We start from the raw sequence: 15,039 nt of genomic DNA, 5'->3' as shown, positions 1-15,039 counted from the left end.
TTAATACCCTTGTTTTAAGTCATTTGCACTCGAAAGTTTTTTGCAAATTTCTCTACTTATACATACCTCCTATCCGAAACTATAAGGTTTGATACAAACTCACTCTAATAACACTATATTATATAAAGTGTTTTAAACCTTATACACAATATAACATATGTTAATCACGACCTCAAAACAACTATAAGGTAATGTTCGCGTGAGGGATTGTAGCATTTGTCTGAGCTCTTTTAAGAGGAACGAACAAAAAGCGAGTGCGAAAAGCCCGACACAAATACGTTTATGAAACGTGAGTGAAATAAACTTTTGTGACACGCCCCAAAAAAACAAAATTTATTATACCTATATATATTGTACAAAATCGGGTTTTACAATATCTTTGTGCTTCGAAATTTCCAATTGTAAGGAAATACTAAAAACTATAGAATGATTAAAATTACATTACCAGACGGAAGCGTTAAAGAATTTGAGAGCAACTCTACTCCTATAGATGTTGCAAAAAGCATTAGTGAAGGTTTAGCAAGAAACGTTATTTCAGCAAACTTTAATGGAACAACTGTAGAAACCTCTACCCCATTAACCACTGATGGTTCTTTGACTTTATTTACGTTTGATAATAAAGAAGGTAAAAAAGCATTTTGGCATTCATCTGCCCATGTATTAGCGCAAGCGATTTTAGATTTTTATCCGAATGCTAAATTAACTATTGGCCCTGCTATTGAAAACGGGTTCTATTATGATGTTGATTTTGGTGAAGATGTTTTATCTGAAAAAGACTTTTCTAATATTGAAAAGAAATTTTTAGACCGTGCACGTGAAAAAGCAGAGTTTAAAATGCGTTCTGTTTCTAAAGCAGATGCACTAGCTTATTACAAATCTCAAAACAACGAATATAAAGTTGAGCTGATTGAAGGATTAGAAGACGGGGATATTACTTTTTGCGATCATAGCAATTTTACTGATTTATGCCGTGGAGGACATATTCCTAACACAGGAATTATTAAAGCTATAAAAATAATGAACGTTGCGGGTGCTTATTGGCGCGGTGACGAAAAAAACAATCAGTTGACTCGTGTATACGGAATCTCTTTTCCGAAGCAAAAAATGTTAACCGAATATTTAGAGTTATTAGAAGAAGCTAAGAAACGTGACCATAGAAAGCTTGGAAAGGAATTAGAATTGTTTACTTTCTCTCAAAAAGTAGGTCAAGGTTTACCATTATGGCTACCTAAAGGAGCTGCTTTACGTGGTCGTTTAGAAGATTTCTTAAAAGTTGCTCAAAAAAAAGCTGGTTACGAAATGGTAATGACACCACATATTGGTCAGAAAGAATTATATGTTACTTCCGGTCATTATGCTAAATATGGTGAAGATAGTTTTCAACCAATTAAAACTCCGAAAGAAGATGAAGAGTTTTTATTAAAACCGATGAACTGCCCACATCACTGTGAAGTATATAACCATAAACCTTATTCATATAAAGAATTACCTAAACGTTTTGCAGAATTCGGAACTGTTTATCGTTACGAGCAAAGTGGAGAATTACACGGTTTAACACGTGTACGCGGATTTACACAAGATGATGCACATATTTTCTGTACACCCGATCAATTAGACAGTGAGTTTAAAAATGTAATCGATCTTGTATTATATGTATTTGGATCTTTAGGTTTTGAAAACTTTACTGCACAGGTATCTGTTAGAGATTTAGAAAATCCTGATAAATACATTGGTTCGGTTGAAAACTGGGAAAAAGCAGAACAAGCAATTATAAACGCTGCAAAAGACAAAGGCTTAGATTACGTAATTGAGGCTGGCGAAGCAGCTTTTTACGGCCCAAAGTTAGATTTTATGGTGAAAGACGCTTTAGGAAGAAGTTGGCAGTTGGGAACTATTCAAGTTGATTATAACTTACCAGAACGTTTTGACTTAAATTATAAAGGTAGTGATAACGAATTACACCGACCTGTAATGATTCATAGAGCTCCTTTTGGATCTATGGAGCGCTTTATTGCAGTATTATTAGAGCATACAGGAGGTAATTTTCCTCTTTGGTTAACACCAGAGCAGGTTATTATACTGCCAATCAGTGAGAAATACGAAATATATACTAAAAAAGTTTTAACTTTGCTAGAAAATTCCGAAATTCGCGCCCTCGTTGATGATAGAAATGAGAAGACCGGAAGAAAAATACGTGATGCAGAAGTAAACAAAATTCCGTTTATGGTGATCGTTGGAGAAAAAGAAGAGCAAGACGGCACGGTTTCTGTAAGAAAACACGGTGAAGGTGATTTAGGAACATTTACTATTGAAGAATTTATTTCTCTAATACAGAATGAAATTTACAAAACGTTGGTTCCTTTTAACACAACAAACAATTAGATAATAATTTTAAATTTATAAGTCATAGCAATTAGAAGAAAAAGGTCGAAAAGACCATTAAGAGTAATCAAAGAAGATCAACACAGAATTAACGACAAAATTAGATTTGTTGACGAAGTTCGTTTGGTTGGAGACAACGTAGAAGTTGGTGTATACCCATTAGCAAAAGCTAAGGAAATGGCCATTGAACAGGAATTGGATTTAGTGGAAATTTCGCCAAAAGCTGTACCCCCTGTTTGTAAGATTATTGATTACAAAAAGTTCATGTATGAGCAAAAGAAACGTGAAAAAGTATTAAAATCGAAAGCAACCAAAGTTATCGTTAAAGAGATACGTTTTGGACCTCAAACTGATGAACATGATTATGAATTTAAAAAGAAGCACGCCATTAAGTTTTTACAAGATGGTGCTAAGTTAAAAGCATATGTATTCTTTAAAGGACGTTCGATCATCTTTAAAGAGCAAGGACAAATCTTATTATTAAAACTAGCGCAAGAGTTAGAAGAATATGGTAAGGTAGAGCAAATGCCAAAACTTGAGGGTAAACGTATGATTATGTTTATTGCTCCTAAAAAAGTAAAATAGGTTACAAATTTGTAACTCACAATAATAAGCAAGATAAAAACGAAAGCAAGAAGATGCCTAAAATGAAAACCAAATCTAGCGCCAAGAAACGTTTTAAGTTAACTGGTACTGGAAAAATTAAAAGAAAGCACGCGTTTAAAAGTCACATCTTAACAAAGAAGTCTAAAAAACGTAAGCTTGCATTAACACATGCTGCATTAGTACACAAGTCTGATGAAGCAAACATTAAGCAACAATTATTATTAAAATAATAGTTCGCTAGGGAATTTAATTATTAACCATGGAGTTGGGCTCAAAAAAGTGCTTTTAAATAAGCCGCCTACTACAAAAACAATTTGAATTATGCCAAGATCAGTAAATTCAGTAGCCTCAAGAAGAAGAAGAAAAAAAATCTTGAAGGCAGCAAAAGGTTACTTTGGACGTCGTAAAAACGTTTACACAGTAGCAAAAAATGCGGTTGAAAAAGGAATGCTTTATGCATACCGTGACCGTAAAAACAATAAGAGAAACTTCCGTTCTTTATGGATTCAGCGTATTAACGCAGGAGCACGTCAGTACGGAATGTCTTATTCACAGTTTATGGGTAAAGTAAAAGCTAACAACATCGAATTAAACCGTAAGGTTTTAGCAGATTTAGCGATGAACAACCCAGAAGCTTTTAAGGCAGTTGTAGATACAGTAAAATAAGTTTAATAACCTTGCTTATACTAAAAACCCAAACTTTTCGTTTGGGTTTTTTTAAACCTTAACAAAATTACATACTAATGAAGTTTTTTAAATTACTAATCGTTCTATTATTTAGTACCTCAGTTATAGCTCAAACTAATTTATCTAAACAACAATTAGACTCATTACCAAATACGATAGAGAATCAGTTTTTAAAAGTTTATAAAAATGCTAGTAATTGGCAGGAATATAAAATGATTAAAAGAGTAAACTTTTTAAACTTTCAAAAAAATATTTTAGATAGTGTTTCCATCATAAAAAAAGATGTGCTTTCTAAACAAGAAAGCATTAACCAACAAGCCTCTACAATTATTTCTTTAAACGATAATATTTCGAAACTAAACGAAGACTTATCTATTGCTATTTCTAAAGAAGATGCTATTTCTCTTTTCGGTATGCAGTTAAATAAAGCTGTATACAATACTTTACTTTGGGGAATTATTCTTGGTCTTTTAGCAGGAATGTTTTTCTTTCTATTTAAATTTAAAAACAGTAATATACTTACCAATGAAGCTAAAAAGAATTTAGCGGTTATTGAACAAGAGTTTGAAGTACATCGTAAAAAAGCCATAGAGAAAGAGCAGAAATTACGCAGACAATTACAAGATGAAATTAACAAACAACGTGGCGTTTAATTTCATCTTAATATAAAAACTAAAAAAGCAATCTCTACTGAGATTGCTTTTTTAGTTTGATTCTTAAATTAATTTCTGATAACTTCGCTATCGGTGAATATCCGTAATTAAAACAGATTGAATATTCTTTCACCTGTTGCAGCCAATTTTAAAAATGACAATCCGAGAAATATTAAATACAACAAAACACAGACCTTGGGGGATTCCGACTGACAGTTGGAAATTTTATCAAGAGTGGAATAATACAATATTTCTTCATTATCAAGTTGACTTGACCGAATTGAAAAAATTTGTGCCAAAAGAATTAGAAATTGACCTTTTTGAGGGAAAATCTTGGATTTCTGTTGTTGCATTTACAATGGAAAAAATTAGGCCTAAAAACCTACCTTCCTTTCCACCGATTTCGGATTTTGACGAAATTAATATTCGAACTTATGTAAAGTCTAATAATAAAACGGGAGTTTACTTTTTAAGTATTGAAGGAGGAAAATTAGCATCTTGTAAAATAGCGAAAGGAATTTCGGAATTACCATATCGTTATTCAAATATTAAACGGACAAAAAATCAATACAATTCAAACAATTCGGAATTTGATGACAAATTGAATATAGAATTCACTATTGGAAAAGAAATTAACGAAAAAACGGAATTGGATAAATGGCTGACTGAAAGATATGCTCTTTTCCAAGATTCCAAGAATTCAATTAACGAATTTGAAATTCATCATTTGGAATGGCCAATTAATGAAATTGAATTAAAAAAAGTAGAATTGAATTATCAAAGATTTGACAAACTAATTAATAATGAACCGAACAAAACCCAATACTCGAAAGGAGTCAAAGTTATTACTTGGTGAAAGAATAAAAAAATAAAAACTGGCTACAACAAAGAACTGAGCAAAAAAACACCATATAAAACTAATTGCTACATTGTGCTTATAATCAAAGATCGTTACGATTTTGTTACGTCTGATTTTCCTGCGGAAAATCCTCACACACAAAACCGCAACTATTCTTATACATAAACGATACCTAAAATTATAAGCCCAACAAAAAATTCAAACTTTAAAACTTAAATTTTCTTGTTAATCATTCTCTAAAAAGTTTTTCAATCGATTAGAAAAATACTCCCATCCTCCTCTACAACTCTCTCTAGAAAATTCTGGAATCTCTTGTGGAAAGTTTTCAATTCCTTTCGCAGTAATTATTAATTCCGTTTTATTATTTCCTTCAGATATTAATTCAAAAGTTACAAAAGAACTTCCGCCATAATAATCAGGATATCGCCAATCGTATTTTATTTTTTGATTAGGAATAACTTCAACAATTTTCCACAAATGTAAAAAATCTCTAGTTTTAGATTTTACCTTAAACTCCGTTACAAAACCTACTTCGGCTTTAAAGTCTGGTATATTTTCAAAAAACCATTGTACCATTTGATCTAAGTCTGTAATTGCATTCCAAACTTTGCCAATAGGTTGGTTAATTATTCTCTTAACTATAATTGGATTCATTTTTATATTGTAATGTTTTATGACAATCCTGAGATTACTCCATTATTATCTATCGTCATATTTTCAGATGCAGGAACTGCTGGTAACCCAGGCATACGCATCATTTTTCCTAAAATAGGAATGATAAACTGTGCTCCTGCTGCAATCTCAATTTCACGAACCGTTACCGTAAAACCTTCAGGCCTTCCTATTAATTTTTCATTATCTGAAAATGATTTTTGTGTTTTCGCCATACAAATAGCAAAATCATTAAATCCTAATCGGTCTATTCGTCGTAGATTTAATTTTGCTTTATTATCAAAATCGACAGCAACCGCTCCGTAAATTTCTTTAGCTATTTTTTCTATTTTTTCTACTACAGGAGATTTCCAATTGTATAATGGTTTAAAAACAGTTGCTTTATTTTCCACCACATCTACAACTGCTGCAGCTAAATCTGTCATTCCGTTCCCTCCTTTTGCCCAACCTTCTGCCAATACAGCTTGCACTCCTATGCTCGCACATTTAGCAATTACAAAACCTATTTCCTCTTTTGTATCCGAGGTAAACGCATTTACTGCCACCACAGGTTGAATATTAAATTTTTGAATGTTTTCTATATGTTTTTCTAAATTTTTAAATCCGTTTTTAACACGTTCTAAATTAGGAGAATTGTATTCTTCTTTTGGTGAACCTCCATGATGACGCAATGCTCTAATCGTGGCTACCAGCACCACACATTTTGGGTTTAAACCAGCATACTGAGATTTAATATTTAAGAATTTTTCAGCACCTAAATCTGCTCCAAAACCAGCTTCCGTAACAACATAATTAGACAATGACAATCCCATTTTAGTAGCAATAATTGTATTAGTTCCTTGAGCAATATTTGCAAATGGGCCTCCATGAATAATCGCTGGGTTTTCCTCTAACGTTTGCACTAAGTTTGGCTTAATTGCGTCTTTTAATAAGATTGCCATGGCATCTTGCGCTTTTAAATCGCGTGCAAAAACAGGTTTGTTTTGAAAAGTAAAACCAATAAAAATATTTCCCAATCGTTCTTTTAAATCACTTAAAGAAGTTGCCATGCACAAAATAGCCATAACTTCAGATGCTGGTGTAATATTGAACCCATCTTCACGGGGAATTCCGTTTGCAGTGCCTCCTAAACCAATGGTAATTTGGCGTAAAGAACGATCGTTCATATCAATAACACGTTTCCACAAAATAGTACGTGGATCAATATTTAAATTATTGGTTCTACTTTGTAAATTATTGTCAATCAAAGCCGATAATAAATTATTTGCTTTTTCAATTGCATTAAAATCTCCAGTAAAGTGTAAGTTGATATCTTCCATAGGGACTACTTGAGAGTATCCCCCTCCTGCAGCACCTCCTTTAATTCCAAAAACAGGTCCAAGTGATGGTTCTCTTAATACAACCGTGGCTTGTTTTCCTATTTTATTCAGCCCTTCTGTAAGTCCGATAGAAGTTGTTGTTTTCCCCTCACCTGCTGGTGTTGGTGTTAATGCAGTAACTAAAACTAAATTGTTGTTTTTTGCTTTTTCATCATCTATTAAATATAGTGGTAATTTAGCTTTATACTTTCCATACATTTCTATATCATCTTCATCTACTTCAAGCTTTTTTGCAATTTTTTTAATATGCTTAAGTTGCTTTGCTTGTGCAATTTCAATATCTGATTTATGTGACATTTTATATTTATTAATTTGTTTGTATAGTTTAAGCTATAACATTCGTAATTTTACTTCCACTCTCTCAGGCTGTATTTTTTATAATTTAAAAAAATACGAGTAAATATAAATAAAATAGAGTGAGAGTAATTTATACATAAATTAAACATTTTATAACGTGCCTTTTATTATGAGAAATACAATAAAAAATTGGGTTTTCTTGTTTGTTATACTATATTTGCACGTTTTAAAAAAACAAGTCGATTTAAATTATAAAAGATGCAAAACAAAGGACTTATTAAATTATTTGCAATCCTTTTCGGATTAGTGAGTTTATTTCAATTATCATTTACTTTTTTCGCTAACAAAGTTGAAGACGAGGCAAAAGTGTATGCGAAAGCAAACGTTACCGATAACAATGGTAGAGAACTTGCTAATTTTGAAAGAAAATACTTAGACAGTGTTGCTAATAAAGAAGTAATTGCAGGATTTACTTACAATGATATTAAGGACAAGGAAATGAACTTGGGTCTTGATTTAAAAGGTGGTATTAATGCAATTTTACAAGTATCTGTAAAAGATATCTTAATTGGATTGTCTAACAATTCTAAAAACGCTGTATTTAACGAAGCTTTAGCAAAAGCTGATGAGGCACAAAAAGAGAGTCAAGATAATTATTTAGATTTATTTTATGATAAGTTTGAAGAATTAAGTAAAGGTTCTGTTAAATTAAGTGATCCATCAATTTTTGGTACTAAGTTATTACGTGATAAAATTGACTTTAACAAAACTAACAGTGAAGTAAAAATTACTTTACAAGAAGAAATAAATACTTCTATTAATACTGCTTTTGAGGTATTACGTAGCCGTATTGACAAGTTTGGAGTTGTACAACCAAGTATTCAACGTATTGGTACTTCTGGTAGAATTCAAGTTGAATTACCAGGTGCTAAAGATATAGAGCGTGTTCAAAAATTATTACAAAGCACTGCCGAATTACAGTTTTGGGAAGTTTATTCTAATGCTGAAGTTCAAAACTTTTTCTTTGAAGCTAATGCTAAAGTGGCCGAATTATTAAAAGATGACTCAGCAACTACACAAGCTAAAGACCCAACAAAAACTGAAAGTATTGATGATTTATTAGGAGAATCTGCAGATTCTACAAAAGTAAGTCAAGAAAAAAATTTATTTACCTATTTATATCCTAATGTAGCTCAAAGCCAACAACAAGTTAGCTCTTTAGTAGCGCAAGCTAAGGTTGCTGATACTGCAATGGTAAATAGCTTACTAGCAAATAAAGAAGTTCGTGCTTTATTACCAAATAATTTAAAATATACTAAGTTCTTATGGGACTACAAAGCACAATTGAGTGCTGATAAAACAACCGAGGTTATAGGTTTGTATGCTATTAAATCTAACAGAAATGATGAAGCTCCTATTGAAGGAGATGTTATTGCTGATGCTAAACAAGATTATGACCAATTAAGCAAGCCTGTTGTTTCTATGTTAATGAACGGTACAGGGACAAAAAAATGGGCTAAAATGACAGGCGAAAACGTAGGTAAGTTCGTGGCTGTTGTTTTAGATGATTATGTGTATACAGCACCCGTTGTAAACGGAGCAATTACTGGAGGAAGCACTCAAATTTCTGGAGGTTCTATGACGGTAACTGAAGCACAAGATATTTCAACAGTATTAAAAGCTGGTAAACTACCTGCTCCTGCTCGTATTATTCAAGCAGAAGTAGTAGGACCATCTTTAGGTCAAGAATCTATTAACGCAAGTATGTGGTCTTTCGGATTAGCTATTTTATTAGTTTTAGGATGGATGATTTTATACTATGGAAAAGCTGGTTTATTTGCTAATATTGCATTAGTTGTAAACATCTTATTCATTTTTGGTGTGTTAGCATCATTCAATTCTGTTTTAACATTACCTGGTATTGCAGGTATTATCTTAACAATTGGTATGTCGGTAGATGCTAACGTAATCATCTTCGAAAGAATTAAAGAAGGTATTACTGAAGGAAAAAGCTTACTTACTTCAGTTACTGAAGGATTTAGTATTAAAGGAGCATTATCTGCAATTATCGATGCAAACATTACCACTTTATTAACAGGTGTTATCTTATACGTTTTTGGAACAGGACCAATTAAAGGTTTTGCTTTAACATTAATGATTGGTATTGCTACTTCTTTATTTACAGCCATTTTTATTACTCGTTTATTCGTAGATGGGGCTATTGCAAGAGGAACCAACTTAACATTTAATACTAATCTTTCTAAAAAATGGTTTAATAATTTAAGCTTTGAATTTTTAAGCAAGCGTAGAGTAGCTTACTTTATTTCTGGAGGAATCATTTTAGCAGGTCTAATCTCTATTTTATCTATTGGATTAAAACAAGGGGTTGACTTTAAAGGTGGGCGTTCTTATGTTGTTCGTTTTGATCAACCAATGAGTGCTACTGAAGTTGCTTCTACGTTAAAAGATGCTTTCGGTACTGCACCAGAGGTTAAAACTTATGGAGCAGATAATCAATTAAAAATAACAACAGTTTATAAAATTGATGAAGAAGGTAGAGAAATTGATGATCAAGTTCAAAACACGTTATACAACGGATTAAAATCATACTTAGGTACTACTTCTTATGAAGACTTTAAACCTGGTTTTGAAAAAGCGGGTAGCGGAATAATGAGCTATATGAAAGTAGAGCCAACGATTGCAGATGATATTAAGAAATCTGCATTATGGGCAGTTATTGGTTCATTAATCGTGGTTTTCTTATATATTTTATTACGTTTTAGAAAAATGTCTTATTCTATCGGTGCGGTAGTAGCAGTATTCCATGATGTATTAGTTGTATTAGGAGTATTCTCTATCTTATATAAGTTTATGCCATTTGATATGGAAATTGATCAATCTTTTATTGCAGCCATCTTAACAGTAGTTGGATACTCATTAAATGATACCGTAGTGATTTTTGATAGAATTAGAGAGTTTACAGAAGGTAAAAAATCAATCACTGCTAATTTAGTAAACAAAGCATTAAACACTACTTTAGGTAGAACGATTAACACATCGTTAACTACTTTATTAGTAATGTTAGCAATCTTCTTCTTTGGTGGAGATAGTATTAAAGGATTTATGTTTGCGTTAATCGTGGGGGTAATTGTTGGTACTTATTCATCTTTATTCGTAGCAACTCCAGTAATGTTTGATACGTCTAAAACAGAAGAGAACAATAAAAAATAATTTAAATATTATATATTTTAAAACCGTTTTGAGAAACAATCAAGACGGTTTTTTCATTTAATGATTATATTTACAGTCTGATGAAAATTACAAAACTTAACGATTTATATTTTAAAGAATTTATTTCTGCGAAAGAAATTCAACAAATAGTTAAAACATTAGCACAGCAAGTAAGAAAAGATTTACCTGCTGATGAAGTTCCTATGTTTATAGGTATTCTTAACGGATGTTTCGTCTTTGCTGCGGATTTTATTCGAGAATATAACGGTAATTGTGAAATATCTTTCGTAAAGTTAGCCTCTTACGAAGGTACTTCTTCATCAGAAAATATAAAAAAACTGATTGGTGTTAATGAAGATTTAACAGGTAGAACTGTTGTTATTTTAGAAGATGTTATAGATACTGGTAAAACTTTACATGAAATTTATGAAATCTTCCGCCATCAAAATTTAAAAGAACTTAAAATAGTAACACTTTTCTTTAAACCCGATGTATATCGCAAAGAGTTACCAATAGGATATATTGGAAAAAGTATAGACGACAAGTTTATTGTTGGTTACGGATTAGATTACGACGGTTTAGGAAGAAATTTACCTTCTATTTATCAATTAACAACACAACCTAAAATGACAAACATTGTATTATTTGGCCCTCCAGGAGCTGGTAAAGGAACACAAGCAACTTTATTAAAAGAGAAATATAATTTAGTTCACATTTCTACAGGAGATGTATTTCGTTACAACATTAAAAACGAAACAGAATTAGGTATGCTTGCAAAATCGTATATGGATGCAGGAGATTTAGTTCCTGATGAAGTTACTATTAATATGTTACAAGAAGAAGTAAATAAAAATGCAGCTGCTAAAGGATTCATTTTTGATGGTTTTCCACGTACTCAATCTCAAGCAGAAGCTTTAGATACTTTTTTAGCTGAAAAAGGAGAACGCATTAATGGTATGGTGGCTTTAGAGGTGCCAGAAGATTTATTAGTAGAACGTTTGTTAGAAAGAGGAAAAACAAGTGGTCGTTCGGATGATACAGATGAAAGTAAAATTCGTAACCGTTTTAACGAATACAATACTAAAACAGCTGTTTTAAAAGACTTTTACGAAGCTCAAGGGAATTATTTCGGAGTAAACGGAGTAGGTTCTATAGAAGATATTACTAAACGTTTATCAGAAGTTTTTGATAAACTATAATTATAAGTGTCGTTCCGAGAAACAACAAAGAGGAAGTAATCTCTTAAAAGATTCTTTCACTTTGTTTGGAGTAACAATTATAAAAATTTGAATTCTGTGTAACCAGAAAAAATAAACACATAAAAATGACTGAAGGAAATTTTGTCGACTACATAAAAATCTACGCTTCTTCGGGTAAGGGCGGACGAGGTTCTGCACACTTACACCGAGAAAAATTCATTTCCAAAGGAGGTCCTGATGGTGGTGATGGAGGTCGTGGTGGTCACGTAATTATTCGTGGCGATAAAAATATGTGGACACTTTTCCATTTAAAATTCAAGCGTCATTTTAGAGCAGAGCAAGGAGGAGATGGTGGTAGTAGCCGAAGTAGTGGTAGCGATGCTGAAGATATTATAGTACCAGTACCTCTAGGAACTATTGTCCGCGATGCAGATACTGATGAGATTTTATTTGAAATTACCGAAGATGGAGAAGATGTTATTTTATTAGAAGGTGGTAAAGGTGGTCTTGGTAACTGGCATTTTAAATCATCTACCAATCAAACACCTCGTTATGCACAACCTGGTATTGAAGGTAAAGATGGTTGGTATCGTATAGAATTAAAATTATTAGCCGATGTTGGTTTAGTAGGTTTCCCTAATGCAGGAAAATCAACTTTATTATCAGTGATTACTGCAGCAAAACCCAAAATTGCAGATTATGCATTTACAACTTTAAAACCTAATTTAGGGATTGTAGAATATCGTAATCATAAAAGTTTTGTAGTGGCAGATATTCCTGGAATTATTGAGGGTGCTGCTGAAGGAAAAGGTCTTGGACATCACTTTTTACGTCATATTGAACGTAACTCTGCCCTACTCTTTATGGTTCCTGCAGATAGTGAAGACATTAAAAAAGAATACGATATTTTATTAAATGAGCTTCGTAAACACAACCCAGAATTGTTAGACAAACAACGTTTGCTAGCAATTTCTAAATGTGATATGTTAGATGAAGAACTTCAAGAAGAAATAAAACAAGATCTTCCCGAAGGAATTGAAACCGTATTTATTTCATCAGTAGCACAAATTGGTTTAATGGAGTTGAAAGACAAGCTTTGGGGAATGTTAAACTAAGCTCTATTATAATATAATTTTAAAAAGCAATCTCAAATGAGGTTGCTTTTTTAGTTTGATTCTTAAATCAATTTAAGTTAAATTCGCTATCGGTGGATATACCTTATTAAAACAATACATATCCTTAATCGTTGTGCTTAATTACCTAAAAAAATCTTGGGTAAAACAAGGTTTTGTAGTTTTCATAATTGAATTTATAAGCTAACATCAAAAACCAATGGCTTATGTTTCTTAAATTTAAAGCAGATAATTATTCTATAGGGTATTAAAATTTATATCGGCACAGCATAGCTATGTTTTATTACCCCAATAACAAAAGTACTATGTGCACTTCCAATATTTTTTACAGAGCCTAACTCATTAATCACAAAAGATTGATAATGTTTCATATCTTCAACCATAATTTTTAATAAAAAATCATAATCGCCCGAAATATTGTAGCATTCAACTACATCTTTAAGTGAAACTATATCTCTTACAAATTTATTTCCTATTTCTTTAGTGTGTTCCTTTAAAGTGATATTACAAAATACTGTTAATTGTTTACCAACTTTTTCAGCATTTACAATAGCTGTGTACTTTTCTATTAGACCTTCTTTTTCGAGTCGTCTAATTCTTTCATATACAGGTGTAGGAGATAAATTTACACGAGTCGCTATTTCTTTAGTAGTTAATTTAGCATCTTTTTGAAGTATTGTAAGCAACTTCAAATCAATCATATCTAAGTGTTCTAAAGAATAATTATCTGTTTTTTTCATTTTTATATTCTCAAAAAGATTAATTATCTTCAAAAATACATTAAAAAGATTAATTATCTAATTTTTAACTATTATTTAATTAATTCCTCTTTTATTTTCAAATTTGTAAGACATAAAAACTACAAATTTTCATCAGATGAAATCGGTCGTATTAAAAAATTTAGGGACAAACGAAAAGAAGGTAATTGAACGCCCTCAGAATACAATCAAGAATGATTTTGTATTCATAATAAAGAGTAATTATTTTAACGAAAACTATATTCCGTCCAACAGTACACGTAAAACAACCAACTTTGCTAACTTGGCAAGAGGAATGAATCGTCAAGAAAACTTACGCAATACTATTCAAATGATTAATAATCGTTTTAATAACTTGGCGAAATGGGACAATCCTAATCACGATAGATATTCCGTTGAATTAGAAATTATTTCTGTTGATATAGATATTGATGATACTGGCACAACATTTCCATCAATTGAGATTTTAAAAACACATATAAACGACCATAAAACTGGTAAACGGATTGAAGGTATAGTTGGCAATAACTTTTCCTCTTATGTGCGTGATTATGATTTTAGTATTTTGCTATCAAAACATAATAAAAATAAAGACAGCTTTAGTATTCCAGATAATTTTGGTGAATTACACGGCAATATATTTAAGTGTTTTGTAAATTCAGAAACTTACAAAGAACAATTTTCAAAACCACCTGTTATATGTTTAAGTGTATCAAGCAACAAAACATATCATCGTACAGGAAATCATCATCCTATATTAGGCTTTGAATACAAAAGCAACAAGTCTTCTTTAACAGAAGAGTATTTTGATAAAATGGGCTTACAAGTTCGTTATTTTATACCACCTAATAGTGTTGCTCCTTTGGCATTTTATTTCTTTGGTGATTTATTATCTGATTATACTAATCTTGAATTAATTAGTACCATTAGCACAATGGAAACCTTTCAAAAAATTTATAGACCTGAAATTTATAACGCTAATGTTGTCGCAGGACTTTGTTATAATCCTAGTTTAAAAAATCAAGACTATTCTCTAACAAAGATTTCATACGACAGAGAAGAACGAACTAAGTTAGGAGTTGAGCAAGGAAAATTTGCTGAGGAACATTTCATCAAGCCTTACAAAAGTTTTCTAGAACAGTGGTCTTCTAGTTTCTCTGTTTAATATATATAAAATAAAACA

General features: G+C 31.6%; 13 protein-coding genes. 10 read left to right on the top strand and 3 right to left on the bottom strand.

Translation table 11 applies throughout. The features are described 5' to 3' along the window. The first annotated feature begins 426 nt into the window (after nucleotides 1-426). The 6 genes from thrS (at nucleotide 427) to C7447_RS05390 (ending at nucleotide 5,184) form a co-directional block, all read left to right on the top strand. Nucleotides 427-2,382, top strand: coding sequence for a threonine--tRNA ligase (gene thrS / locus C7447_RS05415; protein WP_148869465.1), 1,956 nt, complete (start codon nucleotides 427-429; stop codon nucleotides 2,380-2,382). Nucleotides 2,383-2,448: 66 nt separating this feature from the next. After that, nucleotides 2,449-2,967 carry a translation initiation factor IF-3 gene (gene infC / locus C7447_RS05410; protein ID WP_262712199.1) on the top strand — a complete coding sequence of 173 codons (519 nt, stop codon included), beginning with the start codon at nucleotides 2,449-2,451 and terminating at the stop codon, nucleotides 2,965-2,967. A 53-nt stretch (nucleotides 2,968-3,020) separates the two neighbouring features. Beyond that, complete coding sequence (gene rpmI, locus C7447_RS05405) at nucleotides 3,021-3,218, top strand: 50S ribosomal protein L35 (protein WP_148869463.1); 198 nt, start codon at nucleotides 3,021-3,023, stop codon at nucleotides 3,216-3,218. 91 nt (nucleotides 3,219-3,309) lie between these two features. After that, nucleotides 3,310-3,654, top strand: coding sequence for a 50S ribosomal protein L20 (rplT, locus tag C7447_RS05400; protein ID WP_148869462.1), 345 nt, complete (start codon nucleotides 3,310-3,312; stop codon nucleotides 3,652-3,654). Between the two features lie 77 nt (nucleotides 3,655-3,731). Further along, complete coding sequence (locus C7447_RS05395) at nucleotides 3,732-4,328, top strand: hypothetical protein (RefSeq protein ID WP_148869461.1); 597 nt, start codon at nucleotides 3,732-3,734, stop codon at nucleotides 4,326-4,328. A gap of 154 nt (nucleotides 4,329-4,482) precedes the next feature. Then, nucleotides 4,483-5,184 (top strand): YqjF family protein, encoded by a 702-nt coding sequence (locus tag C7447_RS05390; protein WP_148869460.1) that lies wholly within the window; start codon nucleotides 4,483-4,485, stop codon nucleotides 5,182-5,184. Nucleotides 5,185-5,412: 228 nt separating this feature from the next. Here C7447_RS05390 and C7447_RS05385 read toward each other — a convergent pair whose 3' ends face one another. After that, a complete protein-coding gene (locus C7447_RS05385) occupies nucleotides 5,413-5,841 on the bottom strand; it encodes an SRPBCC family protein (RefSeq protein ID WP_148869459.1) in 429 nt (142 codons plus the stop codon). Between the two features lie 17 nt (nucleotides 5,842-5,858). Then, on the bottom strand, nucleotides 5,859-7,535 hold the full coding sequence (locus C7447_RS05380; RefSeq protein WP_148869458.1) for a formate--tetrahydrofolate ligase: 1,677 nt from the start codon (nucleotides 7,533-7,535) through the stop codon (nucleotides 5,859-5,861). A gap of 258 nt (nucleotides 7,536-7,793) precedes the next feature. Between C7447_RS05380 and secDF the strand changes: the two genes are divergently transcribed. From secDF to obgE, 3 genes are all read left to right on the top strand, one after another. Continuing rightward, nucleotides 7,794-10,766: a protein translocase subunit SecDF gene (gene secDF, locus C7447_RS05375; RefSeq protein WP_148869457.1), complete on the top strand. Its 2,973-nt coding sequence runs from the start codon at nucleotides 7,794-7,796 to the stop codon at nucleotides 10,764-10,766. An 80-nt stretch (nucleotides 10,767-10,846) separates the two neighbouring features. Further along, nucleotides 10,847-11,965, top strand: a complete 1,119-nt coding sequence (locus tag C7447_RS05370; RefSeq protein WP_148869456.1) for an adenylate kinase — start codon at nucleotides 10,847-10,849, stop codon at nucleotides 11,963-11,965. A gap of 125 nt (nucleotides 11,966-12,090) precedes the next feature. After that, entirely contained in the window at nucleotides 12,091-13,080 is a 990-nt protein-coding gene (obgE, locus tag C7447_RS05365; protein WP_148869455.1) for a GTPase ObgE, read from the top strand. Nucleotides 13,081-13,352: 272 nt separating this feature from the next. Here obgE and C7447_RS05360 read toward each other — a convergent pair whose 3' ends face one another. Beyond that, nucleotides 13,353-13,838, bottom strand: coding sequence for an Lrp/AsnC family transcriptional regulator (locus C7447_RS05360; protein ID WP_148869454.1), 486 nt, complete (start codon nucleotides 13,836-13,838; stop codon nucleotides 13,353-13,355). A gap of 136 nt (nucleotides 13,839-13,974) precedes the next feature. On the opposite strand from C7447_RS05360, the gene C7447_RS05355 reads away from it, so the two are divergent. Beyond that, nucleotides 13,975-15,021 (top strand): DUF1852 domain-containing protein, encoded by a 1,047-nt coding sequence (locus tag C7447_RS05355; protein WP_148869453.1) that lies wholly within the window; start codon nucleotides 13,975-13,977, stop codon nucleotides 15,019-15,021. Nucleotides 15,022-15,039: the final 18 nt, after the last annotated feature.

Source organism: Tenacibaculum adriaticum, assembly GCF_008124875.1.
GTDB lineage: Bacteria > Bacteroidota > Bacteroidia > Flavobacteriales > Flavobacteriaceae > Polaribacter > Polaribacter adriaticus.
Note: the sequence above shows the minus strand (reverse complement) of the source record. Positions and strands in the feature narration are given on the sequence as shown.

What these genes read in the sequence shown, in the direction of transcription:
- C7447_RS05370 (WP_148869456.1), top strand. Translation starts at nt 10,847, where the DNA reads ATGAAAATTACAAAACTTAACGATTTATATTTTAAAGAATTTATTTCT.
- C7447_RS05390 (WP_148869460.1), top strand. Translation starts at nt 4,483, where the DNA reads ATGACAATCCGAGAAATATTAAATACAACAAAACACAGACCTTGGGGG.
- obgE (WP_148869455.1), top strand. Translation starts at nt 12,091, where the DNA reads ATGACTGAAGGAAATTTTGTCGACTACATAAAAATCTACGCTTCTTCG.
- C7447_RS05355 (WP_148869453.1), top strand. Translation starts at nt 13,975, where the DNA reads ATGAAATCGGTCGTATTAAAAAATTTAGGGACAAACGAAAAGAAGGTA.
- rpmI (WP_148869463.1), top strand. Translation starts at nt 3,021, where the DNA reads ATGCCTAAAATGAAAACCAAATCTAGCGCCAAGAAACGTTTTAAGTTA.
- C7447_RS05380 (WP_148869458.1), bottom strand. Translation starts at nt 7,535, where the DNA reads ATGTCACATAAATCAGATATTGAAATTGCACAAGCAAAGCAACTTAAG.
- secDF (WP_148869457.1), top strand. Translation starts at nt 7,794, where the DNA reads ATGCAAAACAAAGGACTTATTAAATTATTTGCAATCCTTTTCGGATTA.
- C7447_RS05395 (WP_148869461.1), top strand. Translation starts at nt 3,732, where the DNA reads ATGAAGTTTTTTAAATTACTAATCGTTCTATTATTTAGTACCTCAGTT.
- C7447_RS05385 (WP_148869459.1), bottom strand. Translation starts at nt 5,841, where the DNA reads ATGAATCCAATTATAGTTAAGAGAATAATTAACCAACCTATTGGCAAA.
- C7447_RS05360 (WP_148869454.1), bottom strand. Translation starts at nt 13,838, where the DNA reads ATGAAAAAAACAGATAATTATTCTTTAGAACACTTAGATATGATTGAT.
- rplT (WP_148869462.1), top strand. Translation starts at nt 3,310, where the DNA reads ATGCCAAGATCAGTAAATTCAGTAGCCTCAAGAAGAAGAAGAAAAAAA.
- thrS (WP_148869465.1), top strand. Translation starts at nt 427, where the DNA reads ATGATTAAAATTACATTACCAGACGGAAGCGTTAAAGAATTTGAGAGC.